This window comes from Pseudomonas sp. Snoq117.2 (genome assembly GCF_900110545.1).
GTDB lineage: Bacteria > Pseudomonadota > Gammaproteobacteria > Pseudomonadales > Pseudomonadaceae > Chryseomonas > Chryseomonas benzopyrenica.
Window position 1 is genome coordinate 165,149 of record NZ_FOED01000007.1, and the last position, 26,448, is coordinate 191,596.

21 protein-coding genes and 3 tRNA genes are annotated in these 26,448 nt (G+C 61.6%); 10 read left to right on the plus strand and 14 right to left on the minus strand.

Annotated elements, in window-relative coordinates:
- The first annotated feature begins 27 nt into the window (after nt 1-27).
- Nucleotides 28-972, plus strand: a complete 945-nt coding sequence (gene ispH / locus BMZ43_RS18210) for a 4-hydroxy-3-methylbut-2-enyl diphosphate reductase (protein ID WP_093255486.1) — start codon at nt 28-30, stop codon at nt 970-972.
- 15 nt (nt 973-987) lie between these two features.
- Here ispH and BMZ43_RS18215 read toward each other — a convergent pair whose 3' ends face one another.
- The 7 genes from BMZ43_RS18215 to BMZ43_RS18245 all read right to left on the minus strand — a co-directional run bounded on the left by BMZ43_RS18215 (nt 988) and on the right by BMZ43_RS18245 (nt 8,536).
- On the minus strand, nt 988-1,446 hold the full coding sequence (locus BMZ43_RS18215; protein ID WP_017640849.1) for a type IV pilin protein: 459 nt from the start codon (nt 1,444-1,446) through the stop codon (nt 988-990).
- Between the two features lie 2 nt (nt 1,447-1,448).
- Nucleotides 1,449-5,348: a pilus assembly protein gene (locus tag BMZ43_RS18220; RefSeq protein WP_064307835.1), complete on the minus strand. Its 3,900-nt coding sequence runs from the start codon at nt 5,346-5,348 to the stop codon at nt 1,449-1,451.
- Between the two features lie 14 nt (nt 5,349-5,362).
- Nucleotides 5,363-5,848: a pilus assembly PilX family protein gene (locus BMZ43_RS18225; RefSeq protein ID WP_064307836.1), complete on the minus strand. Its 486-nt coding sequence runs from the start codon at nt 5,846-5,848 to the stop codon at nt 5,363-5,365.
- Complete coding sequence (locus tag BMZ43_RS18230) at nt 5,845-6,942, minus strand: PilW family protein (protein ID WP_064307837.1); 1,098 nt, start codon at nt 6,940-6,942, stop codon at nt 5,845-5,847. The genes BMZ43_RS18225 and BMZ43_RS18230 overlap by 4 nt, the downstream gene beginning before the upstream one ends.
- Nucleotides 6,939-7,442 carry a type IV pilus modification protein PilV gene (gene pilV, locus BMZ43_RS18235; RefSeq protein WP_017640845.1) on the minus strand — a complete coding sequence of 168 codons (504 nt, stop codon included), beginning with the start codon at nt 7,440-7,442 and terminating at the stop codon, nt 6,939-6,941. The genes BMZ43_RS18230 and pilV overlap by 4 nt, the downstream gene beginning before the upstream one ends.
- The gene (locus tag BMZ43_RS18240; RefSeq protein WP_017640844.1) at nt 7,439-7,909 is read right to left on the minus strand and encodes a GspH/FimT family pseudopilin; all 471 of its coding nucleotides are present in this window, start codon (nt 7,907-7,909) and stop codon (nt 7,439-7,441) included. The genes pilV and BMZ43_RS18240 overlap by 4 nt, the downstream gene beginning before the upstream one ends.
- A 102-nt stretch (nt 7,910-8,011) precedes the next feature.
- Complete coding sequence (locus BMZ43_RS18245) at nt 8,012-8,536, minus strand: GspH/FimT family pseudopilin (RefSeq protein ID WP_017640843.1); 525 nt, start codon at nt 8,534-8,536, stop codon at nt 8,012-8,014.
- A gap of 95 nt (nt 8,537-8,631) precedes the next feature.
- Here BMZ43_RS18245 and thiO point away from each other — a divergent pair, with 95 nt between their 5' ends.
- Complete coding sequence (gene thiO / locus BMZ43_RS18250; protein ID WP_082900409.1) at nt 8,632-9,735, plus strand: glycine oxidase ThiO; 1,104 nt, start codon at nt 8,632-8,634, stop codon at nt 9,733-9,735.
- Here thiO and BMZ43_RS18255 read toward each other — a convergent pair whose 3' ends face one another.
- The 3 genes from BMZ43_RS18255 to BMZ43_RS18265 are packed head-to-tail and all read right to left on the minus strand — an operon-like array spanning nt 9,736 to nt 12,885.
- Complete coding sequence (locus BMZ43_RS18255) at nt 9,736-11,076, minus strand: sigma-54-dependent transcriptional regulator (protein WP_064307839.1); 1,341 nt, start codon at nt 11,074-11,076, stop codon at nt 9,736-9,738.
- A 2-nt stretch (nt 11,077-11,078) separates the two neighbouring features.
- Nucleotides 11,079-12,653 carry a sensor histidine kinase gene (locus BMZ43_RS18260; RefSeq protein ID WP_093255488.1) on the minus strand — a complete coding sequence of 525 codons (1,575 nt, stop codon included), beginning with the start codon at nt 12,651-12,653 and terminating at the stop codon, nt 11,079-11,081.
- Entirely contained in the window at nt 12,637-12,885 is a 249-nt protein-coding gene (locus tag BMZ43_RS18265; protein ID WP_017640839.1) for a PP0621 family protein, read from the minus strand. The genes BMZ43_RS18260 and BMZ43_RS18265 overlap by 17 nt, the downstream gene beginning before the upstream one ends.
- A 131-nt stretch (nt 12,886-13,016) precedes the next feature.
- Here BMZ43_RS18265 and BMZ43_RS18270 point away from each other — a divergent pair, with 131 nt between their 5' ends.
- Nucleotides 13,017-14,639 (plus strand): NAD+ synthase, encoded by a 1,623-nt coding sequence (locus BMZ43_RS18270; protein WP_064307841.1) that lies wholly within the window; start codon nt 13,017-13,019, stop codon nt 14,637-14,639.
- Between the two features lie 67 nt (nt 14,640-14,706).
- Here BMZ43_RS18270 and BMZ43_RS18275 read toward each other — a convergent pair whose 3' ends face one another.
- A complete protein-coding gene (locus BMZ43_RS18275) occupies nt 14,707-15,732 on the minus strand; it encodes an outer membrane protein assembly factor BamD (protein ID WP_093255491.1) in 1,026 nt (341 codons plus the stop codon).
- A gap of 188 nt (nt 15,733-15,920) precedes the next feature.
- On the opposite strand from BMZ43_RS18275, the gene rluD reads away from it, so the two are divergent.
- The 6 genes from rluD (at nt 15,921) to BMZ43_RS18305 (ending at nt 20,710) form a co-directional block, all read left to right on the plus strand.
- Entirely contained in the window at nt 15,921-16,880 is a 960-nt protein-coding gene (rluD, locus tag BMZ43_RS18280) for a 23S rRNA pseudouridine(1911/1915/1917) synthase RluD (RefSeq protein ID WP_017640836.1), read from the plus strand.
- On the plus strand, nt 16,877-17,608 hold the full coding sequence (gene pgeF / locus BMZ43_RS18285; RefSeq protein WP_093255494.1) for a peptidoglycan editing factor PgeF: 732 nt from the start codon (nt 16,877-16,879) through the stop codon (nt 17,606-17,608). The genes rluD and pgeF overlap by 4 nt, the downstream gene beginning before the upstream one ends.
- A 131-nt stretch (nt 17,609-17,739) precedes the next feature.
- On the plus strand, nt 17,740-20,304 hold the full coding sequence (gene clpB / locus BMZ43_RS18290; protein ID WP_093255497.1) for an ATP-dependent chaperone ClpB: 2,565 nt from the start codon (nt 17,740-17,742) through the stop codon (nt 20,302-20,304).
- A gap of 162 nt (nt 20,305-20,466) precedes the next feature.
- Nucleotides 20,467-20,542 (plus strand) — tRNA-Asn (locus BMZ43_RS18295).
- A 10-nt stretch (nt 20,543-20,552) separates the two neighbouring features.
- Nucleotides 20,553-20,629 (plus strand) — tRNA-Pro (locus BMZ43_RS18300).
- 5 nt (nt 20,630-20,634) lie between these two features.
- Nucleotides 20,635-20,710 (plus strand) — tRNA-Lys (locus BMZ43_RS18305).
- 263 nt (nt 20,711-20,973) lie between these two features.
- Here the strand turns inward: BMZ43_RS18305 and xerC are convergent.
- Together xerC and mobH are read right to left on the minus strand one after the other, a co-directional pair.
- Complete coding sequence (xerC, locus tag BMZ43_RS18310; RefSeq protein ID WP_093255500.1) at nt 20,974-22,305, minus strand: site-specific integrase; 1,332 nt, start codon at nt 22,303-22,305, stop codon at nt 20,974-20,976.
- On the minus strand, nt 22,302-24,164 hold the full coding sequence (gene mobH, locus BMZ43_RS18315; protein ID WP_093255503.1) for a MobH family relaxase: 1,863 nt from the start codon (nt 24,162-24,164) through the stop codon (nt 22,302-22,304). Before mobH ends, xerC begins: the two co-directional genes overlap by 4 nt.
- A 362-nt stretch (nt 24,165-24,526) precedes the next feature.
- On the opposite strand from mobH, the gene BMZ43_RS27470 reads away from it, so the two are divergent.
- Nucleotides 24,527-24,871 carry a DUF3742 family protein gene (locus BMZ43_RS27470; RefSeq protein WP_143075279.1) on the plus strand — a complete coding sequence of 115 codons (345 nt, stop codon included), beginning with the start codon at nt 24,527-24,529 and terminating at the stop codon, nt 24,869-24,871.
- A 25-nt stretch (nt 24,872-24,896) separates the two neighbouring features.
- Here the strand turns inward: BMZ43_RS27470 and BMZ43_RS18320 are convergent, their stop codons facing one another.
- Nucleotides 24,897-26,444 carry a conjugal transfer protein TraG N-terminal domain-containing protein gene (locus tag BMZ43_RS18320; RefSeq protein WP_093255505.1) on the minus strand — a complete coding sequence of 516 codons (1,548 nt, stop codon included), beginning with the start codon at nt 26,442-26,444 and terminating at the stop codon, nt 24,897-24,899.
- Nucleotides 26,445-26,448: the final 4 nt, after the last annotated feature.

The following is a 26,448-nucleotide window of genomic DNA, read 5'->3' on the forward strand; positions in this document are numbered from 1 at the left end:
CCGCCCGTGAATCGGGCAGAGGAGCCTATGCAGATCAAGCTCGCCAATCCCCGCGGCTTCTGCGCCGGCGTGGACCGCGCCATCGACATCGTCGACCGGGCGCTGGACGTTTTCGGTCCGCCCATCTATGTGCGTCACGAAGTGGTGCACAACAAGTTCGTGGTCGACAACCTGCGCGCCCGTGGCGCCGTCTTCGTCGAAGACGTGGCCGACGTGCCGGACGACGTCATCCTCATCTTCAGCGCCCATGGCGTCTCCCAGGCCGTGCGCCGCGAGGCCGCCGCGCGTGGCCTCAAAGTGTTCGACGCCACCTGTCCGCTGGTGACCAAGGTGCACATGGAAGTCGCGCGCTACAGTCGCGATGGCCAGGAGTGCATCCTCATCGGCCACGCCGGGCATCCGGAAGTGGAGGGCACCATGGGTCAGTACGACGATCGCGCCGGTGGCGCCATCTACCTGGTGGAAGACGAGGACGACGTGGCAAAGCTCGAGGTGCGCAACCCCGAAGCCCTGTTCTACGTCTCCCAGACCACCCTGTCGATGGACGACACCCGCAAGGTGATCGACGCCCTGCGCGCCAAGTTTCCCCAGATCAACGGCCCGCGCAAGAACGACATCTGCTACGCCACCACCAACCGCCAGGACGCGGTGAAGACCCTGGCGCTAGAAAGCGACGTGGTACTGGTAGTGGGCAGTCCCAGCAGCTCCAACTCCAACCGCCTGCGCGAACTCGCCGAACGCCTGGGCACCCCGGCCTATCTCATCGATGGCGCCGAGGATATGCAGCAGAGCTGGTTCGAAGGCGTGCAACGCATCGGCGTCACCGCCGGCGCCTCGGCCCCCGAAGTCCTTGTACGCGGCGTCATCGACCAGCTGCAGAGCTGGGGCGCCACTGGCGAGGTCGAGCTGGAAGGCGAGCCGGAGAATATCACCTTCACCCTGCCGCGGGAGCTCAGGGTAAAGGCGGTATAGGACGTCGCTGGCGCCCTAGCGGCGCCAGCAGTCGGCGGTGGTGGCACCGGTACCGGTTTGGCCCTTCAGGCCGGCATTGTCGAGCGTCAAGTTGCCGCAACGGTCGCCGGCCATGGAGCCGCCTGCACGAGGGGTCGCCTGAAGGGTGTAGCCAGTAGCCGTCACCGCACTCAGGCTCAAATCATAGACGGGCCGCCCTCCATCCTTGGGAGCGGTAGTGAACGGCAGGGTGGGTGCCGTGCCGGTCGTATCCGTGGTGTAGCGTCCCAGACGGGTGTAGTTTCGCTCCATGAACTGCGCCAGCTCCATAAGTGAGGCCTGAGCATCGGCTCGGTTGGCCCTGCGTATATGCTCCTGATATGACGGATAGGCGATGGCGGCCAGGATACCAACGATGGCTACTACGATCATCAGTTCAATGAGCGTGAAGCCGGTCTGTCTGGGTCGATGTGGCCACTTGTTGGATACAGGCATGATCAATTCCTAATTTCTCGCCAGGAGACTCGCCCTGATGTCCTCGTTCCCTTGGGAATGACAAGGCGGTTGCCCTGGCTGTCATAAAGCACGTCCGTAGGCGAAGGACTACCATCGGCCAGGGTATCCCTATTCAATGTGGTAGGTGTTTTGAGAATACCGCCATTGATATCTATCATGCCGGAGTCCGGTATGTTTCCGCCGAGCAAGGTGTCGTTGTCGCTATCGTTCAGTTGATTGTCTTGGTTCAGGTCGAAATAGGTGTATTTCAGCGAACCACCATTCAACGGATTGATCGCCATGGTCCAGCTGGTACCGCCGCCGGTGCAGGGGTCGCTCGAAGGCGTAAGGGTCGTGAACACCAATGCACCACCGTGCAGCCTGCTCGACGAAACCACTCTTTCTCCCGTCAGGGTGCCGGGACCGCCCTTTTCGCTCTTCCATACCAGGTCCAGGAACCAGCCGGCTTGGGTTGAGGCAAGGTCGACGGTGCTGACACGACGTCCTTTTCTTGTGCCAACCGTCCGTTCGTTAAGGATTTTCTGCTCGAGCAGCTGACTTCTAGTAACCGTCTGCCCGCGATCAATGATCCCGTAGAAGGTTTCCATGCGCGGCGTGCCCGTCAGGTTGTTGTCGCCCACCTGAAAGTAGCTACCTGTTCCAAACAGGATGATGGCTTTGCCATCGCTATTCAGGGCTGCGCTGAGGGGAGCGGTGATGGGTTGTCTGGCAGCGTTGCTGGCATTGCCGGCAGTCGCGATGAACATGGGGGCACTGGGCGTTTGCCAGGCCGTGCTATCAGTGCTGGAAACATCGAAACGCCATAGATTCCCCGCGGTGTCTCCCACATAGAAATAGTCGGTGATGCGATCATTGTTCAGATCTATCGCCAGGGGCTCACCCAGTCCGCCCGTGGTGCTCAGGGTAAAGGTCTTGAGTACCTCGCCATTGCTGGCATCAAGAATCCAGACCTTGCCTGAAGTCACGGCATTATCGCTAAAGCCGCTGGTGGCGATGACGCCGAATTTGCCATTGGGTAGGGCAACGATGGCGGGCTTCTGGATGGGATAGCGCATGTCTGGGGAGGAAAACTCCCAGAGTGCTGCCTGATTCGTCATGGCTCCGGGATTCGTGACATCCAAGGCGAAGACTCCATTGCCACCGGCCCCCGTAGTACCTACGACCAAGGTATGCCAGTTGCCGCCGAAGTAGACGTCAGAGGTCGCTGGGGAGCCATCCACGAAGTATCTGTGACTGTAGTTGCTTTGGGTTAGCCGATAGAGGTTGCCCATCACGGTCTGGGGCACATAGGCGAAGAGTTCAGTTCCGCCAGTGGCGGTAAGACTCGCATCAAAGCCATGCAGCATGCCATCGTTGGCGCCGACGACGATCAAAGGTGTACGACTCTTATAGGCTGCGCCTTGGCGGAAAGCGATATATTTGTCGCCGCCCAGAGTGCTAGGCAGCAGGTTATAGCCGTAGTCTGGCTGACCCACAAACAGCGGGTCGGAATTGACGATATCGCCCAGGCGGCTGGCACGCTTACGCAAAGGATTAGCGGCGGCGGTTTCCTCGTTGCGGTTGCCCCGCAGATAGGCCAGTCGCCGTTTACCCTCTTCCTCACTGGCTTGACTGCCATCGGTATTGCGACGCAGCGCAGCCTGCCCTTGCGCTTTGATGCCGTCCCAGTCGAAGTTCTGGCGATCCATTGACACCAGGTTGGTATCCGTGAAAGGTCCTATGGTGAATATCTTGCGCGTAGACCAGGACTGGGCATCCAGCTTGGCTGCAGCGCTCCAGAGGCTGGTAGCAGATAGCGTGCCGTCGGTATTGAAGGTCTTTGCAATCAGATCCCCGCTCCAGTACCGAGCACTGAAGTTCGCTTGGTAGAACGCGGTACCGGTTTCCAGAGAGCCGCTGTTGGCGCCCAGAGAGGTACTGGTGCTACTGGTTTCGCTGACGATCTTGGCAAAGGCGTTCTTCAGACTGGTGGTCATGGCTTGAGCGTCGCTGGCCACGAAGAAGTTGTCCGGACGTTTGTCTCCCGTTGACAGGGTTTCGCCGTTGGTGGTCCAAAGATTTTCGGTGATGCTGGCCTGGGTGGTCGTGGTTGCATAGGGTTGGAAGTTGCTGGGTACTATGAAGCCACCATACTTGGCTGCAAGCCAATACTGGTTCTGACCTTTTCCCGCGAGCGTCTGGTTTTCCCGGACGTCCATCCAGTAGGTGGATATCGTTTGATTGCCGGCCAGATCCGACCGCTGATCACGAGTATGGGCATCGTAGGCAAGGCCGGCGATATAGGCGGAGTTTCCACGCCCGGTAAAGGGCGTGGTGATGGGAATGTTTTCCAGCGAGGCAACTTTCTGGGTGGCGGTTTGTACATTCACCGTGGTGTCTGCTGTCACCTCGGGAGGCTTCGCGGGTTCGCCGCCCGAGGAAGTGTCGCCGCCTGGGAGATTCTTGTCTTGCCAGGTATTGGTATCGCCGATACCGAGAATCACGTTCTTCTGGCAGGAATAGGTGATGGGGTCTCGCCAACTGGTAACGACTGGAAAGCCATCGGCTTGGGCATAGCGATTGGTAGCGTTGCCGGTAAGATTGCTATAGGAGGCCACGTTGCCTTGATTCTTGAAGTAGCGGATGGCTGTGTAATAGAGCTCGCTTACCGGGTCTATACTCTTCAAGTTTCGATAGTTTTTCTGGGCGTCATAGGGCATTGAGCCGAATTTGTTCAGGTAATTGATAACGCCACTGTTGGTGATGCCCGTGGTACCCAGTGTATCGCTGGCTTCTGTAGGTGAAGGATTGATACTTTGAACGCCAGTGGTCGCGTCCCACTCCGCCCTGGAGTTGCTGCTCTGGTCGGGATTTACCGGGCCGATGAATGTCTGATTGGCCCTAAGTACGCCGCCATCGCGAAGCTGATCGGAATCGTTGAGATAACTGAATACCGAGTAGCGCAGTCGGTCCGAATACTGTTGCAGCAAGCCTTCGGGCTTGTAGTTGGTGTTTGAATAACGCTTGCAGTTAGTCTCAATGCCCACCGCCGGATTGCAAACCCGTACCTGAACGCGTACGCGATAGACGCTGTTGGTATAGGCAGCTTTGCCACCCGGATCGTAGTCTCTGCGAAGATTGTTGCCATCCCATTGACGCGTATTGCTGGGGTCCAGATCGACCCAGACCTCAGGCCAGTTGTTGCCATAACCATAGTTCGCGGAACCGCCGCCGCCAATACGGTCGTTCCAGTTGGAAAACAGCATGTCGAAACCCTGACCTTCCAACCGGACATAGAGATTGTCCCAGGTGGCTGCGAAAGGTGTTGCGCCAGCGATTTCGGCGTAGGGAATGATCCCCTGGTTGGTGTTCAGGCGATTGCCTGCGCTGTTCTGCCCATCGTGCCGGGCTTTCTGAAGCACCGTAAGGGTTGCGGTATCCCTAACCCGAGCACCTCCCGTCAGGGCACTGCGAAACGGGTCGATGGTAGGTGTCGCAGCCCAGTTGAGAAAGTTGCCGCTCCACTGCCTGGCCCCAGTGCACTTATGGTCGTTGACCGTGCTCTGAGGCTCATGGCCGTTGGTCGCGCTCTGAGGCTCAAACCAGCTGTTATCCAGATTGGTGCCGCCTTGACTGGACGCATTGGCGTAACTGTAGACATAGCACTTGTCAGAATCGAAATAGCCACTGTAGGTACTGGCAGAGCTATAGCTGCCAAGGTTGGCTACTGAAAGGACCGTTGGCCACTCTACCGAAGGGACCAGCGCCAGACTGCCGGGTATGTCACCACCGGTTACCAGAGGCGATTGCGAAACGGTCGCCTGGGCCAATGGCGTTATGGCAATACAGACCAGCAGGCTGGGAGCGCGAAGGCGGCTGAAAGATGCAATAGATCGGCGCATGGAAATCTCCGGGCCTAACGCCTGATGTAAAGAGTGCTGATTTCTACGCTGGAACTGGCTGCAGAGCTGGCGGACTGACTGTTGCCAGAGGAAGACAAGTCTTGAGCTGCGCCCTGACCCTTGCTGAGGATACGGACGACGCTAGTCGTGATGGGTTTGCTGCTACCTATATCCACTCCAGCAGTTCTCAGGGTGACCCCAGGCAGCGGTACGATGCTGTAGGTGGTCGACTGCAACTCTGGCGGATTGATCGTTACAGATCGCGGCGTCGTCATGCTTTGCAGCGTAGCGAGGCTGGCGTTCGTTACCCACGCCTCGGCGACTCGTTGGCCCATCTCCGCGGCCTGGAAGGCTTGACTTTCGTCACGTAGATTGCCGGCCATGCGCTCCTCTAGTGTAGTACCGCGCATGCTGCCCAATGCCAACAGGGTCAAGAGCAATAGCATCACCAGGGTGACGATCAATATCGCGCCGCGCTGTGCTGAAGGAAACTGGTTCATGGCAGATGATTTCGGATGCTGACGGTAAGGGTGAAGACCTGGCCAATGCGGCCATCGGCGATGGTTAGCGGATCGACACCCTGGACCGGAGGATCATTGAAGACCAGTTGCTGATTAGGCGAGACGGCATTGCGCTCGCGACTCACCGCCAATAGACGGATGCGGGCCGAGACGACGCTTTGCCAATCGGTGATATCGCTGGCGTCTTTATAGATACCGGTACCCGAGGTGCTAAGGCTGCCATTAGTGGTCGCCGTGGCATAACGGATCTGGAGCCGCTGGATACCACTGACCAATTCTTCAGCTGGTTGATTGAGGCCGTCATAGACCCTGCGCCAAAGTGAAGGTACGCCGGTATCAGGATTGTTCTGCAGGTAGTAGACCACGCTTTGATAAAGCAACAGCTGAGCCATGTCACTGCTAGTACTGGGATTAGTGCTGCTACTGGTATTCTTGGCGATGGTGGTGCCGTAATCGTGTGGGGCAAAGGTCCTGCCATTGGGCAGAGATACGCGATTGTCGTTGGCAGCGCTCTGATTGGCGAACAGATGGCAGCTCAATGGATCGCTGATGACCAATAGACGATTCTGGGGCAGGCCGGCGGAGGTCGAGATTTGAGTTGTCGTGGCGTCAGTTAACAAGACACCGGCAGGTGTTACCGCGTGGGCAAGAAAGACTACATCGGTGTCAGATGTACGTGCATCGAAGGTTGGCTTGAACCATAGGGGCGTCTTGTTCGGGGCTTGGTTATTGGTATCGCTCGCGGTACTCCAGCCCTGAATACCCGTAGTCAAGACAAAGCGGACATCGTCCGTGCCGTCCGCCTGTTGGGTAAGGGTGCTCGGCAGCAGACTGGTGAGCGCTGTCAGGCATCCCCCTCGATAACCCGCGTTACGCAGGTCGAAGGACAGAAATTCCAAGGCAAAGCGTCCCGACTCCTGCACCTGTGACAGCGCGGAATTGGTCTGGTAGGTGCGTTTGGAGGATAGGAATAACTGCAGTACGCCGCCCATCAAGAGTAACCCGAGTAGCAGGGCTATCATCAGTTCGATGATGGAAAGGCCGCCTTGCCGCTTGGCTGAGATGGGCCTCATAGCTGCGTCCTGTAGGTGAAGAGCTCGAAACTGCTGTTGCTGCTGGCGGGGCTGCTGCAACTGTCGCTTGTCGGTGCCACCGCTTGAGCTGATTTGATCGCGGCCCGGCGATCATTCCAGCAGATGGTGACGACGACTGCGTTGCTGTTGTCCAGGCTTAGACTGCCTGTGCCTTGGGGAAGACTCAAAGCCAGGGCGTTCAGCCAGCCATTGACGTCTTGCTGGGCGGCTGAGCCCGAAAGTGCGTTATCGCTTTTTGAGGTCGGAAAGCTCACTGAATAGCTACTCCGATTGGCCAGCGCTGCAACTCGGTTCGCGCGCATGCGATCAACGATGTCATTGGCCAGAATAGTAGCCTGGGAGCGGTAGTAGGCGCCCTGGTTGCTCTGTACGCTCACTGTCTGCAAGCCGGCCAGACCCAGTAAGCCGATAGCCAGGATGAGCATGGCGACCAGTACCTCGATCAGGGTGGCGCCCTTTTGCCGTTCGTGTCCGCTCATGGGCAGCCACCCGCGTTGACCGTGGCATTGCCGGTTGCGCTGACCTGGATGGTACGGCTGCACGTGGATGCCGTGGTGATCGTGAACGTTGCTTGAGCACCGCTGAGGCCATTGCTTTGATAGGTCATGCCCGTACTTGGGCCCGTGAGAGTGCCACCACTGATAGGTTCCCAGGTTCGTAACACGGCGGTGCCTTGCATCAGGCGCCAGCCAGATGACCAGTCCGCGCCGTCTACACAAACGTTGCTACCTGCGGTGCTGCGACAAAGCACGACATTGGTTCGCCGCTTGAGGGCTTCGGACCGGGCGAGTTGCAGAGTGCCCAGCAACTCGTTGCTTAACACAGCCGCGCGATTGCTTTGCAGCATGCGGGTAAACGACGGCGCAGCAATGCTAACCACGATCGCCAGAATGGCGAGCGCTACCAGAGTTTCGATCAGGGTAAAGCCGTACTGGGTACGCATCATCGTTTTCGCCAGGCTGGAAAGCCAAGCATGGGGTATCGCAGGCGGCTGGAACAGCGTACGGTGGATATCCGGTCGAAACGGGAAGGTGTCTGGTCAGGGCGTTCAGGCGCAGCGATCGCTGTCGCGAAGATCCGCTGTCTCGATTCGTCCGGCCTTGTTCAGAACGAGTCGTGCGCGCGGCTCGGTGCCTTGGCAGAGAATGAAGCTGCCATTCAGGGCGTTGGTCACGCCACTGTTTAAAAACGTCAGATGAGGTAGCGTACGGAAATTGTTCCACCGCCAGTGCAGGCCTTCGGGAAGCTGACTGATCAGCAGGGTGGGCTCCTCGGCAGACTGCAAGCCATCGCGATCCCCATCGCGGAAAACGCGTGTGGTGGCCGACCAGAGGTTCGAGCTGTCGCAGTCGCCTGCTGGCGCATGACAGATGGACACACTGCCATAGCCTTTGATGGCGGCCGCACGGGCGAAGTTGATCGTCTCCCTGAGTTGCTGAATGGCAAGTTGCTGACGATTGTGCTGCAGCATGCTGCCAAAGGCCGGTATGGCCAGGGAGGCGACGATGCTCAGCACGCTGAGGCAGATCAAGGATTCGAAGAGGCTGAAGCCTCGCGAGGTGCGATAGGTCATGTTGACGTCCTTGTGGGTAGGCGGCCGTCCTGGCCACAAGAGCCGTTTTGCGCCAAGACGGCGGAACAGTCAATTCCAGGATGTAGAGGTGTGACGTGATTTTCGATGTAGCGGTGGTCGGGGCGGGTGCTATAGGGCTGATGTCGGCCTATTACCTGTCCTTGAGCGGTCGGCAGGTGGTGGTGGTCGAGCGGGGCGAGCCGGGGCGGGAGGCGTCCTGGGCCGGTGGCGGGATCGTTTCGCCGCTGTATCCGTGGCGCTACCAGCCCGCGGTGACGGCGCTGGCGCACTGGTCGCAGGATTTCTATCCGGTGCTGGGGGAGCGGTTGCGGCAGGAGACGGGCGTGGACCCCGAGGTCGAGGTGACCGGGCTGTACTGGCTCGATCTGGAGGACGAAGCCGAGGCGCTGGATTGGGCGCGGCGCAATGTGCGGCCGCTGGCGTCGGTGTCGGTCGCTGAGGTGCGGCAGCGGGTGCCGGTGCTGGGGCCAGGTTATGAGCGAGCGGTCTTCATGGCGGGGGTGGCCAATGTGCGCAATCCCCGGCTGGTGCGCTCCTTGCGCGAAGCCCTGCTAGACATGCCGAATGTGACACTGATGAGTGAGTCGCCGGTGACCGGGTTCCTGCGCCAGGGCGAGCGGGTAGTAGGGGTGCAGACGGCGCGCGAGGCCATCCATGCCGAGTCCGTGGTGGTGTGTGCCGGGGCCTGGAGCGGTGACTTGCTGCAAGGCCTGGGGCTGGCGGTGCCGGTACGGCCGGTGAAGGGACAGATGCTGCTGTATCGCCAGCCGGTGGGCTTTCTGACCAGCATGGTGCTGGCCAAGGGGCGCTACGCCATTCCGCGGCGCGATGGTCATATCCTCATCGGCAGCACCCTTGAACACGCCGAATTCGACAAGACGCCGACCGCCGAGGCGCTGGCCAGTCTGCAGGCGTCGGCGGCCGAATTGTTGCCGGCGCTCGCCAAGCAGGCGCCGGTGGCGCACTGGTCGGGGCTGCGGCCGGGCTCGCCGGACGGCGTGCCCTTCATCGGGCCGGTGCCGGAAGTGCCCGGGCTGTGGCTCAACTGCGGGCACTATCGCAATGGTTTGGTACTGGCGCCGGCCTCCTGCCAGTTGCTGACCGATCTGCTTACCGAGCGCACGCCGATCATCGATCCGGCGCCCTATGCGCCAGGCGCGCGGCTGGCAGCGGGCTGATCAGTCGATGCCGAGCTTTTTCAGGCGGTAGCGCATCGAACGGAAGGATAGACCCAGGCGTTCCGCGGCGGCGGTGCGGTTCCAGCGGGTCTCTTCGAGCGCCTGCATGATCAGCTGGCGCTCGATGGACTCCAGGTGGTCTTCGAGGTTGGCGATGTTGGCCAGGCTGGCTTCGCCGGTGGCAGTGGCTGCTGGGGCATCGGCCAGGCGTAGATCGGCCGGGCGGATGACGTCGCCTTCGCAGAGGGTGTAGGCCCGCTCCAGCATGTTTTCCAGTTCCCGCACGTTGCCGGGGAAGCGGTAGCTCTTGAGCTTGGCCAGGGCATCCTCGCCCAGCGTGGCCGCCGCCAGGCCGGAGTCGCGTGCCAGGCGCTCGAGCATATGGTTGGCCAGGACGCCGATGTCTTCGCGGCGCTCGCGCAGGGCCGGCACCTGCAGTTCGATGACATTGAGGCGATAGTAGAGATCCTGGCGGAAGGTGCCGGCGGCAACCTCGGCGGCGAGATCCCGGTGGGTGGCGCTGAGGATGCGCACGTCCAGGCTGATCTCCTGCTGGCTGCCTACCGGGCGCACGGCCTTTTCCTGGATGGCGCGCAAGAGCTTGACCTGCATCGGTAGCGGCAGGTCGGCCACCTCGTCGAGGAACAGGGTGCCGCCCTGGGCGGCCTGGAACAAGCCCTGCTTGTCTTCGATGGCGCCGGTGAAGCTGCCCTTGCGGTGGCCGAAGAATTCGCTCTCCACCAGTTCCGAGGGAATGGCGCCACAGTTGACCGGGACGAAGGGCCGTCCGGCACGGGGGCCTTGCTCGTGAATCAGGCGCGCTACGCGCTCCTTGCCGCTGCCCGATTCGCCACTGATGTAGACCGGCGCCTGGCTGCGCGCCAGCTTGGCGATCTGGCCGCGCAGGGCGCGCATGGGGGGCGACTCGCCGAGCAGTTGGGTTTCACTGGCACCGGCTACTGCCGGGGTTGGCCCGGACAGGCGCAGGGCGGTGCCCACCAGCTCGCGCAGGCGCGGCAGATCCACCGGCTTGGTCAGGTAGTCGAAGGCGCCGGCCTTGAGTGCCTGGACGGCGGTTTCCAGGCTGCCGAAGGCGGTGATCATAGCCACCGGCAGTTGCGGGAGCCGCTGCTGAATGAATTGGATGAGGTCGAGGCCCGAACCGTCGGGCAGGCGCATGTCGGTCAGGCAGAGGTCGAAGCTTTCCCGTTCGAGGATGGCCCGGGCGTCGGCGATGTTCTTGGCGCTGGCGGTGTCGAGTTTCATCCGCCCCAGGGTGATTTCCAGGAGTTCGCGGATATCGGGTTCATCGTCGACGATCAGGACTTTCTGTCGGGCCATGCTCAGCTCATTGTGCGGGGATGGGCGAAGGTGATGCGAAAACAGCTGCCGTTCGCCAAAGGATGATAGCCAAGTCTGGCCTGGTTGCTCTCGCAAAGCTCACGGGAGATGTACAGGCCCAGCCCGGTCCCCTTGTTCTCGGTGGTGAAGAAGGGTTCGAACAGGTGGTCGAGTTGTTCGGCGGCGACGCCTGGGCCGTCATCGACCACCTCGAGGATGGGCAGGTCGCTTTCCGGGTCGCGGTAGGTGCTGAGCCAGACCTGGCCGGTGCCGTGTTTCTGGCAGCTGTAGCGCAGGCCGTTCTGTACCAGGTTGGTCAGGATCTGGCCCAGCTGGTGGGGGTCCATGTGGGTCTGCAGGGTACCGGCTTCGGTCTTGACGTGCAGCGTCTGGCCGGCGGGCAGGGTAGGGCGCAACTCACCGGCGAAGCGGTGCGCCCAATAGCGCAGATCGATCAGCTGCGGCGCGGCCTGGCGTCGGCGCGACAGCTGCAGGACGTTTTCCACCACCCGATTCATTCGCCGTGACTGGTCCTGGATGATCTGCGCCAGGCGTCGATCCGGTGTGGTCAGTTCTTCGGATTCCTGCAGCAGCTGCGCGGCGTGACTGATGGCCCCCAGCGGGTTGCGGATCTCGTGGGCGATGCCGGCGGTGAGACGACCAAGGGAGGCGAGCTTGAGTTGCTGGGCCTGCTGGGCGATGCGCGAGACGTCTTCGAGAAAGGTGAGTACCCGTTCGCCTTCACCTTGCTGCAGCCGGGCGAAGCTGGGTTGCAGCAGCGGGCCGTTGGCATGGGCGCGCCAGGGCGTGGGACGGATGCTGGGATTGCGCTCCCATTCCTCCAGCCGCTGGGCGAGGCCCAGGGCCAGGGGCGTGATGGTGGCCTCGTCGTCCACCCCGAGCAGGCGCCGGGCTGCTGGATTGGCCAGCAGCACCTGGTACTCGGCATCGAACACCAGGATGCCGGTACGCATGCGTTCAAGGATCAGGGCATTGAGGGCTTCCAGTTCGGCCACTGCAGTGGCGCGGGTTTCGGCCAGGGCCTGGCTGTCCAGCAGCCGCCGGACCAGGCCCTGTACCAGCAGCGCCGTGGCGAAACAAAGGGTGCCCAGACCTGCCGCCTGCACATAGCCGCTGCCGCTGTCGCCACGGCGCAGGTCCAGGTAGCCGGTCGCCAACAGCAGGGCGATGGCGGCCAGGGCAGCGATCAGCAGGCCGCGGCGTCCGCGGATCAGGACGTTGGAGACCCCGACGGTCACCACCAGCAGACTGCCCATGCCGCTGGCGATGCCGCCGGCCAGGAAGAACAGGCCGCCCAGGGCGAGGATATCGATCAGTGCCAGGGCGAAGGCGCGACCGCGCAGCAGCCGATGGCCGACCGCGAGCACTACGTTGGTGGCCAGATAGGCCCAGCTGGCCTGACGGAACAGCAGGCCGTCGACGGTGCGCAGCCAGTGCTGATCCAGATCGCTGGAAATCAGCACCACCAGCGCCAGACCGATGACGATGCGATAGAGATGATAGAGCCGCAGGACCGCGTCGGCTCTCAGGATGCCTGGATCAGTCGCGGTGCTCATGCTGCAACCGGCGATGTTCGGCACTGCAATACCAGCGCTGGCCTTCGCCGTCGGCCAGGGCTCTTTCCTGGGGCACATGCACGCCGCAGTGGGCGCAGCGCACCATGGCATTGGGCGGCAGCGGAGGCGCCTTGGCAGCGGGCTTCTGCGTCTTGCCGCGCCACCAGCGTCTGATCATCCAGAACAGCGCGCCCAGGAGGACGAGCCACAATAGCAGGCGAAGCAGACCCATGGCGATCTCGCAGCGTGAAGGAGGGTGGAGTTTAGCAGGGCCGCCGCAGTGGGTGAGCCCCCGCAGGCATCGATTGTCCCGCTTCGCTGCATGCAGGAAAATGCAGCGATGAATCGGGCAAGGAAGAGTGCATGAGTCAGCTGCTGAAGGTCGTGATGGCGCAAGTGAACCTCAAGGTCGGCGACATCCATGGCAATGTGGAACGGATCATCACCGCGGCCCATGAGGCCCGGGACCGGTTGCAGGGGGATCTCATCGTCTTCCCGGAGTTGTCGCTGTGCGGTTATCCGCCGGAGGACCTGCTGCTGCGTTCGAGCATGCAGCGCCGCATCAAGCAGGGCTTGCAGCGGATCCGCCAGGAGATCGCCGGCATCCATGTGCTGGTGGGCTTTCCCTGGTTGGAAGAGGGGCGGCGTTACAACGCCTGTGCGGTCTATCGCGATGGCGCCGAGCTGGCCTGCTATCGCAAGCAGCAACTGCCCAACTATCAGGTGTTCGACGAAAAACGCTACTTCGAGCCGGGCGACAGTGCCGCCGTGTTCGACTACCAGGGCGTGCCCATCGGCGTCACCATCTGCGAAGACATCTGGTTCGCCGAGCCCATGGCCAAGGCCCGTGCCGCCGGGGCGCGGCTGATGCTCAATCTGAACGCTTCCCCCTTCCATGGTGGCAAGCAGCCGGAACGTGAGGCCGTGGTAGGCGAGCGTGCCCGGGAGGGCGGCATGCCAGTGGTCTACGTCAACCAGGTGGGTGGCCAGGACGAACTGGTGTTCGACGGCCACTCCTTCGTGGTGGATGCCCTGGGGCAGGTCAGCCAGCGCGCGCCGGCCTTCGTCGAGGGCCTCTATCCGGTCAGCTTCGACCGGGACCTGACCCCGCAGCCGGCCGAACTCACCCCCGTGGCTTCGTTGGAAGCCAGCGTCTATGACGCCCTGGTGCTGGGGGTACGCGACTACGTGCGCAAGAACGGCTTCAAGGGCGTGGTCCTGGGCCTGTCCGGTGGTATCGATTCGGCGCTGGTCCTGGCAGTCGCGGCGGATGCCCTGGGCGCGGAACAGGTGGAGGCGGTGATGATGCCCTACCACTACACCGCGCAGATCAGCCTGGACGATGCCGAAGCCGAGGCGCGGAAGCTGGGGGTACGCTACAGCGTCTTGCCCATCGCGGCCATGGTCGAGGCCTTCCAGCAAACCCTGGCCGGCGAATTCGCCGGACTTGGGCGCGACACCACCGAGGAGAATCTACAGGCGCGCTGCCGTGGCACCCTGCTGATGGCCATTTCCAACAAGAAGGGCTATCTGGTGCTCACCACCGGCAACAAGAGCGAGATGGCGGTGGGTTACGCCACCCTCTATGGCGACATGGCCGGTGGCTTCGATGTACTCAAGGACGTGCCCAAGACCCTGGTGTTCCGCCTCTGCGCGTACCGCAATCGCCACGGTGAGGTGATTCCCCAGCGGGTGATCGACCGGCCGCCGTCGGCGGAGCTGTCGCCGGACCAGAAGGACGAGGACTCGCTGCCGCCCTATCCGGTGCTCGACGAGATCCTGCGACTGTACGTCGAGCAGGATCTCTCGGCCGCGGACATCGTCGCCGCCGGCTTTGACGAGGAAACGGTGCGCAAGGTATTGCGTCTGGTGGATCTCAACGAGTACAAGCGACGCCAGGCGGCGGTCGGTGCACGAGTGACCCAGCGCGGTTTCGGTCGCGACCGGCGCTACCCGATCACCTCGGGCTGGCGGATCGGCGACTAATCCGCCGGTTCTGACGCAATAAAAAAGGGGAAGCCAGTGGCTTCCCCTTTGCACATCTGCTGCCGGATCAGTCGAACAGACCAAAGGTCAGGCGGCTGAACCAGGAGCGCTTGGCCGGAGCCGGGGTCGCGCCGCCGGCCTTCTCGGCTTCGGCCGGGTCGACGATGCGCAGCTCGGGCGCCAGGTTGTCACGCTCTTCCTGGTACTTGCGCTGGATGTCCTGGCTGGCGCGGGTCTCGCCGGGCGGCAGCGGATCGCTCGGGCGATCGATCAGGCCCAGGGTCGCGCGGGTCAGCCAGGAACGCTGCTGATCCTTGTCGTCCGGCTCGCGCAGCTGGAATTCGCCATCCTTGAGGCTGACGTTGTCCGGGTAGTTGAGCTTGAGGGTTTCCAGGCTGGTGGCCGCCAGGTCGTTCAGACCCAGGTGCTTGTAGGCCTCGGTCATGATTGCCAGGCCGTCACCTACGGACGGGGTGCCCTGGAAGTTCTCGACCACGTAGCGACCGCGGTTGGCGGCGGCCACATAGGCCTTGCGGGTCAGGTAGTAGTGGCCGACGTGGACGTCGTAGGCCGCCAGTAGGTTGCGCAGGTAGACCATGCGCGCCTTGGCGTCCGGGGCGTAGCGGCTGTTGGGGAAGCGGCTGGTGAACTGGGCGAAGTCGTTGAAGGAATCGCGCGCCGCGCCCGGGTCACGCTTGGTCATGTCCAGCGGCAGGAAGCGCGCCAGCAGGCCGCGGTCCTGTTCGAAGGAGGACACGCCCTTCATGTAGTAGGCGTAGTCGACATTGGGGTGCTGCGGATGCAGGCGGATGAAGCGATCCGCTGCCGTACGCGCCGCCTCGGGCTCGCCATTCTTGTAGTTGGCGTAGATCAGCTCCAGCTGGGCCTGTTCGGCATAGCGGCCGAAAGGATACCGCGACTCCAGGGCCTTCAGCTTGCTGATGGCGTCCGTGTAGCTGCTGCTGGAGATATCGCGCTGAGCCTGGGTATAGAGCTCGCCTTCCGGCAGATTTTCCGGAACCTCGGGCGCTTTCGAGGAGCAGGCGGCGGTGAGGACTAGGCTGGTGACCAGCAGCAGGTGCTTCAATTGCATGGCGGCTTGGATTCCCCGAAACGGTCGGCGGTGCAGGGATGAGTGCGGAGAGCGCTCACCTAGCCTGTGACGGGGCCGGAACCGTCCTGTTATGATGATCGACCCGGAATGCCGGGGCAAAAAAGTCGCCGTATTTAACCACAGGGTCGGGCCGATTCCAAAAGCCCCGCCATTGCCCGCGCAGATCCATGTCCGAATCCATCGTTCTCAATGCCGAAGTCCCCTACGAACTCGGTGGCCAGCGCCTCGATCAGGTCGCTGCCCAGCTGTTCGCCGAACATTCCCGCTCGCGTCTCGCCGCCTGGATCAAGGACGGTAGCCTGACCGTCGACGGCGCCGTGCTGCGTCCGCGTGACTCCGTCCATGGCGGCGCCCAGCTGGCGCTGCGTGCCGAGCGCGAGGCCCAGGGCGAGTGGGTGGCCCAGGACATCGAGCTGGACATCGTCTACGAAGACGATCACCTGCTGGTGCTCGACAAGCCGGCCGGGCTGGTGGTGCATCCGGCCGCCGGCCATGCCGACGGCACCCTGCTCAATGCCTTGCTGCACCATGTACCGGGACTGGAAAGCGTGCCGCGCGCCGGCATCGTCCATCGCCTGGACAAGGACACCACCGGGCTCATGGTGGTGGCCAAGACCCTGGAGGCCCATACCCACCTGGTCGCCCAGTTGCAGGCACGCTCGGTGAGCCGCATCTACGAAGCCGTCGTTGCCGGGGTGATCGTTGCCGGCGGCACGGTCAATGCGCCCATCGGCCGTCATTCCCAGCGTCGCCAGCAGATGGCGGTGATCGCCGGCGGCAAGCCAGCCGTCAGTCACTACCGGGTGCTAGAGCGCTTCCGTGCCTATACCCATACCCGGGTCAAGCTGGAGACCGGCCGTACCCACCAGATCCGCGTGCACATGACCCACGTCGGTTTCCCGCTGGTCGGCGATCCGGTCTATGGCGGTCGCTTCAAGATTCCGCCAGCGACCAATCCGACCCTGATCAAGACCCTGCGCGAATTTCCGCGCCAGGCGCTGCACGCGCGTTTCCTCGAACTGGACCATCCAGTGACCGGTGAACGGCTGCGCTGGGAGTCGCCGCTGCCGGAAGACCTGGTCTGGCTGCTGGATCTGTTGCGCCAGGACCGGGAGTCCTTCGAGTGACAGGCGCCGACTGGCTGCGGCCGGACTGGCCGGCGCCGATCGGCGTCCAGGCCTGCGTCACCACCCGCGTGGGCGGTGTCAGCCAGGCGCCCTTTGACAGCTTCAATCTGGGCACCCATGTCGGGGATGACCCGGCGGCGGTCGCCGAGAACCGTCGACGGCTGGGCGAGGCCCTGGGGTGCCAGCCGGCCTGGCTCGAACAGGTTCATGGCACCGCGGTGGTCGAAGCCGACCCGACCCAGGTGCTGCGTGCCGATGCGGCCTGGAGTGCTACGCCTAGTGTCGCCGTGACCATGATGACCGCCGACTGCCTGCCGGCGCTGTTCTGCCGGCGGGACGGTTCCCGCGTCGCGGCGGCCCACGCCGGCTGGCGCGGTCTGGCCGGTGGGGTGCTGGAAGCGGCTGCCGCCAGTCTGGCCGTGCCGCCCGCCGAGGTGCTGGTCTGGCTGGGGCCGGCCATTGGCCCAGCCAGCTTCGAGGTGGGTGTCGAGGTGCGTGAGGCTTTCCTTGCCCAGCACGGTGACGCCGGGCAGTGCTTCGTGGCCAAGGGCGGGGACAAGTACCTGGGCGATCTCTATGCTCTGGCCCGTCTGCGTCTCGCCGCCCAGGGCATCATGGCGGTCTATGGGGGTGGCTTCGATACCTTTGTCGATCACCAGCGCTTTTTCTCCTACCGGCGCGCCTCTCGCACCGGTCGCTTCGCCAGCCTGATCTGGATCAAGCCCTAGGCATTTTTTTGGGATGTCAAGCCTTCCTGGCTTGAATCGTTACGCATCGCCCCTATCTAAAGGTCATTCCCGCGGGTAATCGAAAGCGCCTTCTGCTGCGCCATCCCGCGTTTCAGATAAGGACCTTGCCCATGCGTATAGACCGTTTCACCAGCAAACTGCAGCTCGCCCTGGCGGATGCCCAATCCCTGGCCGTCGGCCACGACCATCCGGCCATCGAGCCGCTGCACCTGTTTTCCGCCTTGCTCGACCAGCAGGGTGGCTCCATTTCCCCGCTGCTGCGCCAGGTCGGCTTCGACCTTGCCAGCCTGCGCAAGACTCTCGGCGAAGAGCTGGACAAGCTACCCAAGATCCAGAATCCCACCGGCGACGTGAACCTGTCCCAGGACCTGGCGCGCCTGCTCAACCAGGCCGATCGCCTGGCCCAGCAGAAGGGTGACCAGTTCATCTCCAGCGAGCTGGTCCTGCTCGCCGCCATGGACGAGAACACCCGCCTCGGCAAATTGCTGCTGGGGCAGGGCGTTTCGCGCAAGGCGCTGGAGAACGCCATCAACAATCTGCGCGGCGGCGAAGCGGTCAATGACCCCAATGCCGAAGACAGCCGCAAGGCGCTGGACAAGTTCACCGTCGATCTCACCAAGCGCGCCGAAGACGGCAAGCTCGACCCGGTGATCGGCCGGGACGACGAGATCCGCCGCACCATCCAGGTCCTGCAACGGCGGACCAAGAACAACCCGGTGCTGATCGGCGAACCCGGCGTCGGCAAGACCGCCATCGCCGAAGGCCTGGCCCAGCGCATCATCAACGGCGAGGTGCCCGACGGCCTCAAGGACAAGCGCCTGCTCGCTCTGGACATGGGCGCCCTGATCGCCGGCGCCAAGTTCCGCGGTGAATTCGAGGAGCGCCTTAAAGGTGTGCTCAACGAACTGAGCAAACAGGAAGGGCGCATCATCCTGTTCATTGATGAGCTGCACACCATGGTCGGCGCCGGCAAGGCCGAAGGCGCCATGGATGCCGGCAACATGCTCAAGCCAGCCCTGGCCCGCGGCGAGCTGCATTGTGTGGGCGCCACCACTCTCGACGAGTACCGCCAGTTCATCGAAAAGGACGCGGCCCTAGAGCGGCGCTTCCAGAAGGTGCTGGTGGACGAGCCGAGCGAAGAGGACACCATCGCCATCCTGCGTGGCCTCAAGGAGCGCTACGAGGTGCACCACAAGGTAGCCATCACCGACGGCGCCATCATCGCCGCGGCCAAGCTGTCCCATCGCTACATCACCGACCGCCAGTTGCCGGACAAGGCCATCGACCTGATCGACGAGGCGGCCAGCCGCATCCGCATGGAGATCGACTCCAAGCCCGAGGCTCTGGATCGCCTGGATCGCCGGCTGATCCAGCTCAAGGTAGAACGCCAGGCGCTGAAGAAGGAAGAAGACGAGGCGGCGCGCAAGCGGCTGGAAAAGCTCGACGAGGACATCACCCGCCTCGAACAGGAGTACGCCGATCTGGAGGAAATCTGGAAGGCCGAGAAGGCCGAGGTCCAGGATTCCGCCCAGTTGCAGCAGCGCATCGAACAGGCCCGCACCGAGCTGGAGGCCGCTCGCCGCAAGGGTGACCTCAATCGCATGGCCGAGCTGCAGTACGGCACCATTCCCGATCTGGAGCGCAGTCTGCAGATGGTGGACCAGCACGAGAAGCCGGCCAACCAGCTCCTGCGCAACAAGGTCACCGAAGACGAGATCGCCGAGGTGGTTTCCAAGTGGACCGGCATTCCGGTGAGCAAGATGCTCGAAGGCGAGCGCGACAAGCTCTTGCGCATGGAAGAGGCCCTGCACAACCGGGTGATCGGCCAGGACGAGGCGGTCACCGCCGTGGCCAATGCCGTGCGCCGCTCGCGGGCCGGGTTGTCGGATCCCAACAAGCCCAGCGGGTCCTTCCTCTTCCTCGGCCCGACCGGGGTCGGTAAGACCGAGCTGTGCAAGTCGCTGGCGGAATTCCTCTTCGACACCGAGGACGCCATGGTGCGCATCGACATGTCCGAATTCATGGAGAAGCACTCCGTGGCTCGCCTGATCGGTGCGCCGCCCGGCTACGTCGGCTACGAGGAGGGCGGCTATCTGACCGAGGCCGTGCGGCGCAAGCCTTACTCGGTGGTTCTGCTGGACGAGGTGGAAAAGGCCCATCCGGATGTCTTCAACATCCTCCTGCAGGTGCTCGACGATGGGCGCCTGACCGATAGCCAGGGCCGTACCGTGGACTTCCGCAATGCGGTGATCGTCATGACCTCGAACCTGGGCTCGGCGCAGATCCAGGAGCTGGTGGGCGATCCCGATGCCCAGCGCGCCGCGGTGATGGATGCGGTGGCCGGTCATTTCCGCCCCGAGTTCATCAACCGTATCGACGAGGTGGTGGTGTTCGAGCCCCTGGGTCGCGAACAGATCGCGGGTATCGCCGAGATCCAGCTGCAGCACCTGCGGCAGCGCCTGGCCGAGCGCGATCTGCAACTCGAGCTGACGCCGGAGGCCTTAGACAAGCTGGTCGCCGTGGGCTACGACCCGGTCTATGGTGCGCGTCCGCTCAAGCGGGCCATCCAACGCTGGATCGAGAACCCCCTGGCGCAGCGCATCCTGTCGAGTGCCTTCGCGCCAAACACGCGGATCCACGGCAGCGTAGAGGGCGACGAGATCGTCTTCGCCTAGGAAAAGACCGGGTGACCTCAGGGTTGCCCGGCTTTCCGCATAAATTTGTGAAAAAACAGCAGGCTAGGTGTTGACGTCTGTTTCTACTTCCGTAAAATGGCGCACCTCACTTACGGCAAAGCTCGAAAGGCACTGACGTAAGAGGGGTTGGAAGATCGAAATTCCGCGATAGCTCAGTCGGTAGAGCAAATGACTGTTAATCATTGGGTCCCTGGTTCGAGTCCAGGTCGCGGAGCCACTTCCATTCTCGGGGTATAGCGCAGCCCGGTAGCGCGCCTGCTTTGGGAGCAGGATGTCGGGAGTTCGAATCCCCCTACCCCGACCATATTTGGGTCGTTAGCTCAGTTGGTAGAGCAGTTGGCTTTTAACCAATTGGTCGCAGGTTCGAATCCTGCACGACCCACCATCTTCACCCAGAACCCTCCTTGCGGAGGGTTTTGGCATTTCTCGCAGCTAATACAAGCAGCCGTCTGTCGCGAAACATAGCTTCGCAATGAAGTGATGTCAAACCGCGATATCTCATGCCAATGACGCTCTGGCACTGGGCTAGGAGCCTGGAAGGCATGTTATTACGGCTGTTATCTATCGAAGGCGCGAAAGTGTTCCTTGAGAGCTAGTTCTCAATTTCGGATGAACGGCGACTTTTGGGAGTCGAAGCGGTGGGGGCGATCACCCTGATTTTGAGCGGACTTCGAATCTGCTTACGGGGGAAATTCTGGCAGGGCTGGCCTGGAGCCGGGTTTCCGTCGTCATCGAATGCCCAGATCTCAGTAGCAGCTGATCCAACCCACTGGACGATAGGAGCTGGCTCAGCTGCCTTACCTGGTGGGCCATTTCTTCCAAGTCTGGACCAATCAACGTTTCAGATCGCTCAGGCAGACGAACAGCTGAGCGTTGCTCTCTGCCAGCGTTTGGCGCTGGTAGCGCGCGCGGAGAAGCCTGAACCGATTCCGCGGCAGGCTCTCTCGTGCCAGTCAGGGTAGGCGTTGAATGGTGCGATGGTGCTTTAGTGATAGCTGGCGCCGGAGCGCCGTAATCCACACGAGCACGTTGCCGATGCTTCGGCTTGGCCGCCTCGATCCTATCGTTCATGGCATCGCGCATCACTTCATAGTCTGGCTCGATGTATTCCATCGTGGTCGCCAAATTCGAGTGGTTCAGCAGCTGCTTGGTGACATGGATGTTCCGGTCAGGCTGACGCATCAGGTCGCTTGCCAAGGTATGTCTGAATCGATGGGGAGTCATCCTCACACCCGTCATACGAATCAGCTTCGTGTACATGGCCTCGACCTGATTGTCGTTCATCACGTCGCGGCGGTAGTGGCTTGAGAAGCGGTTGACGTTGAACAGCTGATCGGCAGGCTCAAATCCGCATGACACTGCTGTATCCAGTAGCCGGGTCAGGTGTGGGTAGAGGGCTGTCGGAATCGGCACGGCGAACTCGCGGTGTGTCTTTTCCAGTTCTCCGCGAATTACGATCAGGTTCTCCTCTAGGTCTATGTCCTGCAGGCGTATCGAGATTAGTGCGTTCAACCGTATCCCAGTGAGATGGAAGGTCTCGAACACGATCAGCCAGAACCACGCAGGCGTGATCTTGGCCCGTTTCTGCTCCTTGAGCTCGTCCTGCTCCAGCAGGAGGAGAAGGTCACGAGCGCGCTCGATGGCGCTGCGGGCGACCGTCTTCTTCCTACGTTTCGGTGGGACCACGCTTGTCTTCTTGAAGGGGTTACGCTGCAGGTCGACGAGCCCTTCATTGAGGCCGAACTCGGCGATGGTCTTGAGGTGGCTGCTATAGGTATTCCAGCTCCGCTTGCTCAAGCCGTCATCCAGCAACTGCTTCCGCCACTCGATAATTTTCTCCCGATCAACCTGTTCGAGCGATAGATCCTCGAAGCGGCGTATGAATGCGCGCGCCGCCGCACGGTAGATTTTCTCGGTGGCGGGGCGGAAATCGCTCAGAGCGATGAATTTCTCTGTGAGCTCAAACAGCGGCAAGTTCATTGCTCTGCCTCCGTGCCCTGCAGTTTGATGCTGGGATTGTCGAATGGCGGCTGAGCGAAGATTGAAGTGGGATCCTGCAGCAGATAGCCCTTGAGTGACTTGGATTTTCGCGGGCCGATAACCTCGCAAGTCCAGATGTTGAGGTTGTCCGGCGTCTTGCGATTGATTTTGAGCTTCTCAAATGCACGCTGTACCAGTTGCCATGGATCGATATCGCGCTCCTTTGCCTCCTTCTGCAGATGAGGGTGTTCTAGGACATAGCGTTTGAAGAGCCCCGGACTCACCAAGAACGCGGTGCCATCCACGGTGTGGATCATCGCCTTGGCATCGTTGATCACCAGCTTGTGGGATAAGACTCCGTGACGAGCCCAGTCTATGAATGCCTGACCTAGCTCCGCTCCACCTGGTACCGCGACTGCAGCCGCAGAAATATCCTCGACTGGGTGGGCTTCTTGGTCATCGAGAGCGAGGTCGATGGTCGGTTGGGGCGGAGTGAGTGGAACAGCAGAGGGCGTATGGCCGAAGAGGTCATCTGCCAGTGCGAGGGTGTCTTCCATGGAGTCCAAACCGGTCTGGAATGCGGGCGGCCGCAGTGTTTCGGAATGGACTGTCGTTTGGAAAGATGTGACATCTGTCACAGTATGTGTTATCGCGATTGATGGCGAAGTGATATCGCTCGCTATATCAACCCGCTGCTGCTCTGGCTCTCCACCGTCTGTCTGCTCGAGTGTGAGAGTTCCAGTAAATGGAGCTGGTCGATCTGCAGGATCTGGCCAGATCAGTGCAGGGGAAATCTTCAAGAAGGTAAACGTCTGACTCCACCCCTTGCCATTGTCGACCTTCGCCTTCCAGATTGCCTTGTCCTGAGCGTTGACCTGGATGATGGCCTGGTCCTGGATCAGGTTGAAGAATGGGGCGTTCGACGTTGGGATACCTTCTACACCTTGGGAAAGCATCAGCGCCCGCAGCTGGTCTGACGCAGGCTTGCTGACGAGCCATAGCGCATCCTGGGTCAGCCACCCGTCCGAGGGCCCTTCTGGCTGGTTCAGCTTGAACTTCTCAATGACCAGAGTGCGTAGCCCATCGGCCAGCTGACGTTGGATCGTGTTCTTGGGCGCCTCCATCGCACGTTGCGGGTTGGCGCCGAGTTCTTGGGCGACACTCGCCTGGTCGGCCTGGACGATCATCTCGCCCAGTACGCCAGCGTGCTGGTATTGCCCGGCCAACACGAAGATCAGCGATGACCATAGCTCGCGGTAGCCACTGAGCCAGTCCAGTACGTGGGACGGCAGCACCTGGAAATAGACGAGTGCTGAGGCAGCGCCATGAAGCTGGTAATCGCGACCTTTGACGTATCGGAAGCGGTAGGGCTTCTCAATGCGACCGTGCCAGGGGTGCCATGGCTCGCCGTCCTCGAGGACGACCTCGATGTCGACAGCAATCTTGCCCAAGTCGTGGAGGAGGGCGCCGTAGGCTACTGCTGCTGACCACGCTTCGGCCTGGGCTGCTTGTGACTCAGGCGGTGCGCCGATGGGAAGGAGGTAGTTCTGCCGGATCTTCAGTGCGTAGGCGACGATCTCCAGCCCGTGGTCGAGCAGGCCCCCGGGATAGGCATGGTGGTGGTTTTCCGAAGCGGGAAGCTGCTGGACCAGGTCAGCGTAGCGCCCGAGAGGGTCCCGATAGAGTGAGGCGAACTGCTCGCGGGACAGCGACGTCCGCTGCCAGATGTTCTCGATGAGCTTCTGCCGGCGGGGGAGGGCTAGTAGGTCCTGGCCTGCAGACGGTCGTGTGAAGCCGTGTTTGCTGGCGCCTAGAGGCACGGCGGGTGGGGCTTTCTTCCTGAAAAAGAGATCGAACATGGCATGCCCTTGGCGGTTCTTGGGCCTGCGTTGTCGATCAGCAGCGGTAAGCGAACAATGGTAAACCGCTATCACGGCTCGGAAGGTTGGGAAGGCGGATGGCTACTATGGTTTGAGGCCTGGGCACCCTTTGCTCTCGCAGCCAACGGCGGAGCCCTTTCTGGTAGGGCTTTTACCCTTAGGGCCCCCTTCCGTTCCCTCTTTTGCTCTAGCCCATTTTTGCCTCTAACCCCTTGGCTCATGTGATGGACAGCTCAAATCCTGATGGGTCCAAGCACGATAAAGCTGTTGCGGGCTAGTGAGCTGGGGCGTATAAGTGATGTCATAACGCAATCCCTCTACAGCATCATTGGGTGAACCGAATGGCTTCCAGCAATTCCACAGCTGCACGACTAGGTGCTCTAGCCGGAAGGTTTCTAGTTCGCCTTGGAAGTGTCGAATCTGCAGTTTGGCGGGCGGTACATGGGCTAGGTTTGCCTTCGCATCTTTGTGTGGTGGGCATGTGGCTCGTACGCATCTCAATAGGTGCTGCGCTTGCTTTCTTTTCTTTCGTCGGTCTCCTACTCACTACCGGTTTGATTGCTACAGCACTGCTGGCATCTACCCTGTCCAGGTCTTCCTTCAAGCCCTCTGACTGTGTGCAATCCTTCGAATACGACCACTATTCTAATGGCCATCATTACAAAGATGGTGTTCGTATAGATTGAGGGCTGTGCCCTCAATCTATCTGCGTCATTTCTTAGCGATACTTTGAGCTACATCCGCTCCCTTTCTGGATGCTCCGGCGGCGTCCTTTGTCCCGTTGTTCAACGCGTCTAGAACCGAACCTACCTTCGCTCCTGACCAGCTCATAGCCGTGATCCAGAAGGCTGGCAGGATCAAGAACATCGCCCCCATGACGTAATTCAGCAGCATGTCTCCCTGCATGTTGCTCAGGCCGATGATAGGGTCGAAGTTCGCGTGCGGTGCGGTGTTATTGACCTTGTAGATGCCGGTGCCGTACAGCGCATCCATGATCGTACTGTCGACCCACCTCGCCAGTTGCAGCCAGAAATCCACGAAGATCAGCGCGAACTGGGCAAATGTCAGCGTCATGGCCACCTTGAGGTCATAGGTCCCCAGTACCAATACGAGTGGGATGCAGATGATGAACGCCATCTTCAGGAAGGCCATCACCATCGGCGCGGCCTGCCGGACGCTGTCCATGGCCGGGAAGTAAGCGAGCGAGCCCACTGCCTGTCCCAGGCCAGCCGTGACCCTGGCGGCGTCGTTGTACAGCGAGCTGCCGATCTGGCCGCCGTAGTCCCCGTAGACTTGCCCCTGCGTCAGCGTCTGCTTCTTCGGTGATACCAGGTCCCGAATCACTGAGTCATTCACCTCGTCCTGTGACATGAAGCTTGCCCATTTGGCCAGCTTGGTGAGGGTGTCCGGCTCAACCTGTGCCAGCAGTCGTGCTTTTAGACCGATTGAGCCATCCGACCACCACTGGGTGCAGGTGGGATAGCCACCTCCGCCGGTGGTCTGTGCCAGGCCTGCGTCCCGGGTCGCATCGTAGGGCCATGCCGTGCGCGGGGTATGCGAGCGGAAGCCCGAGCTGCCGTCGCTGTAGTAGCCGCTGGTGCTGAGAAAGTACTTGGAGCCGATCCAACTCACGTCCAGATACTGCTTGTCCGTCAGGGAGGGCTGAGTCATGAACAGCTTGGCGCGAGCCCGGGCGTAGCAGTCGTTGGTGAAATCTGCGACCTCCTGAGCGAGGAGGGGGTTGTCGATCCGCTCGGCATTGACCTCCATGCGCAGCTGCTGCAGATCCTGACCGCAGGGAATGCTGGCCACCGCGGCGGCGGCCGCACCCTTGGAAAGGGCGTGGACCACCATCCACCACACCGGTACCTGGGCGCTCTTGCCGTTGAGAGTGCTGAAGGACGTCGCCCAACCCGTTCCATCAGGCTTGGGTACGTCGACCTGGCATTGCTTGGAGCGAGTTTGGTCGTACTGGATGGTCGAGAAGCTGATCGTCGCCGCGGTGGACGGCATCAGCCCGAGCATGATGACGAAGATGGCCGTATAGAACCGATTCTCGATCCTGGCCAGGCTTAGAATCCCCTTGTTGCCCTCGTCCTGGCCCTCGCCACGGGCGCGCAACCACTCCTGGATGATGATGGCAGCGAACGGCGCGGCGAAAAGCCCGGTCCCGCCGATCATCTCCCAGATGCCGCTGTTGATGATCCAGCCCACCAGGGTCAGGTAATACTCGAGGTAGTCATTGGTATAGAGCTGCATGGCG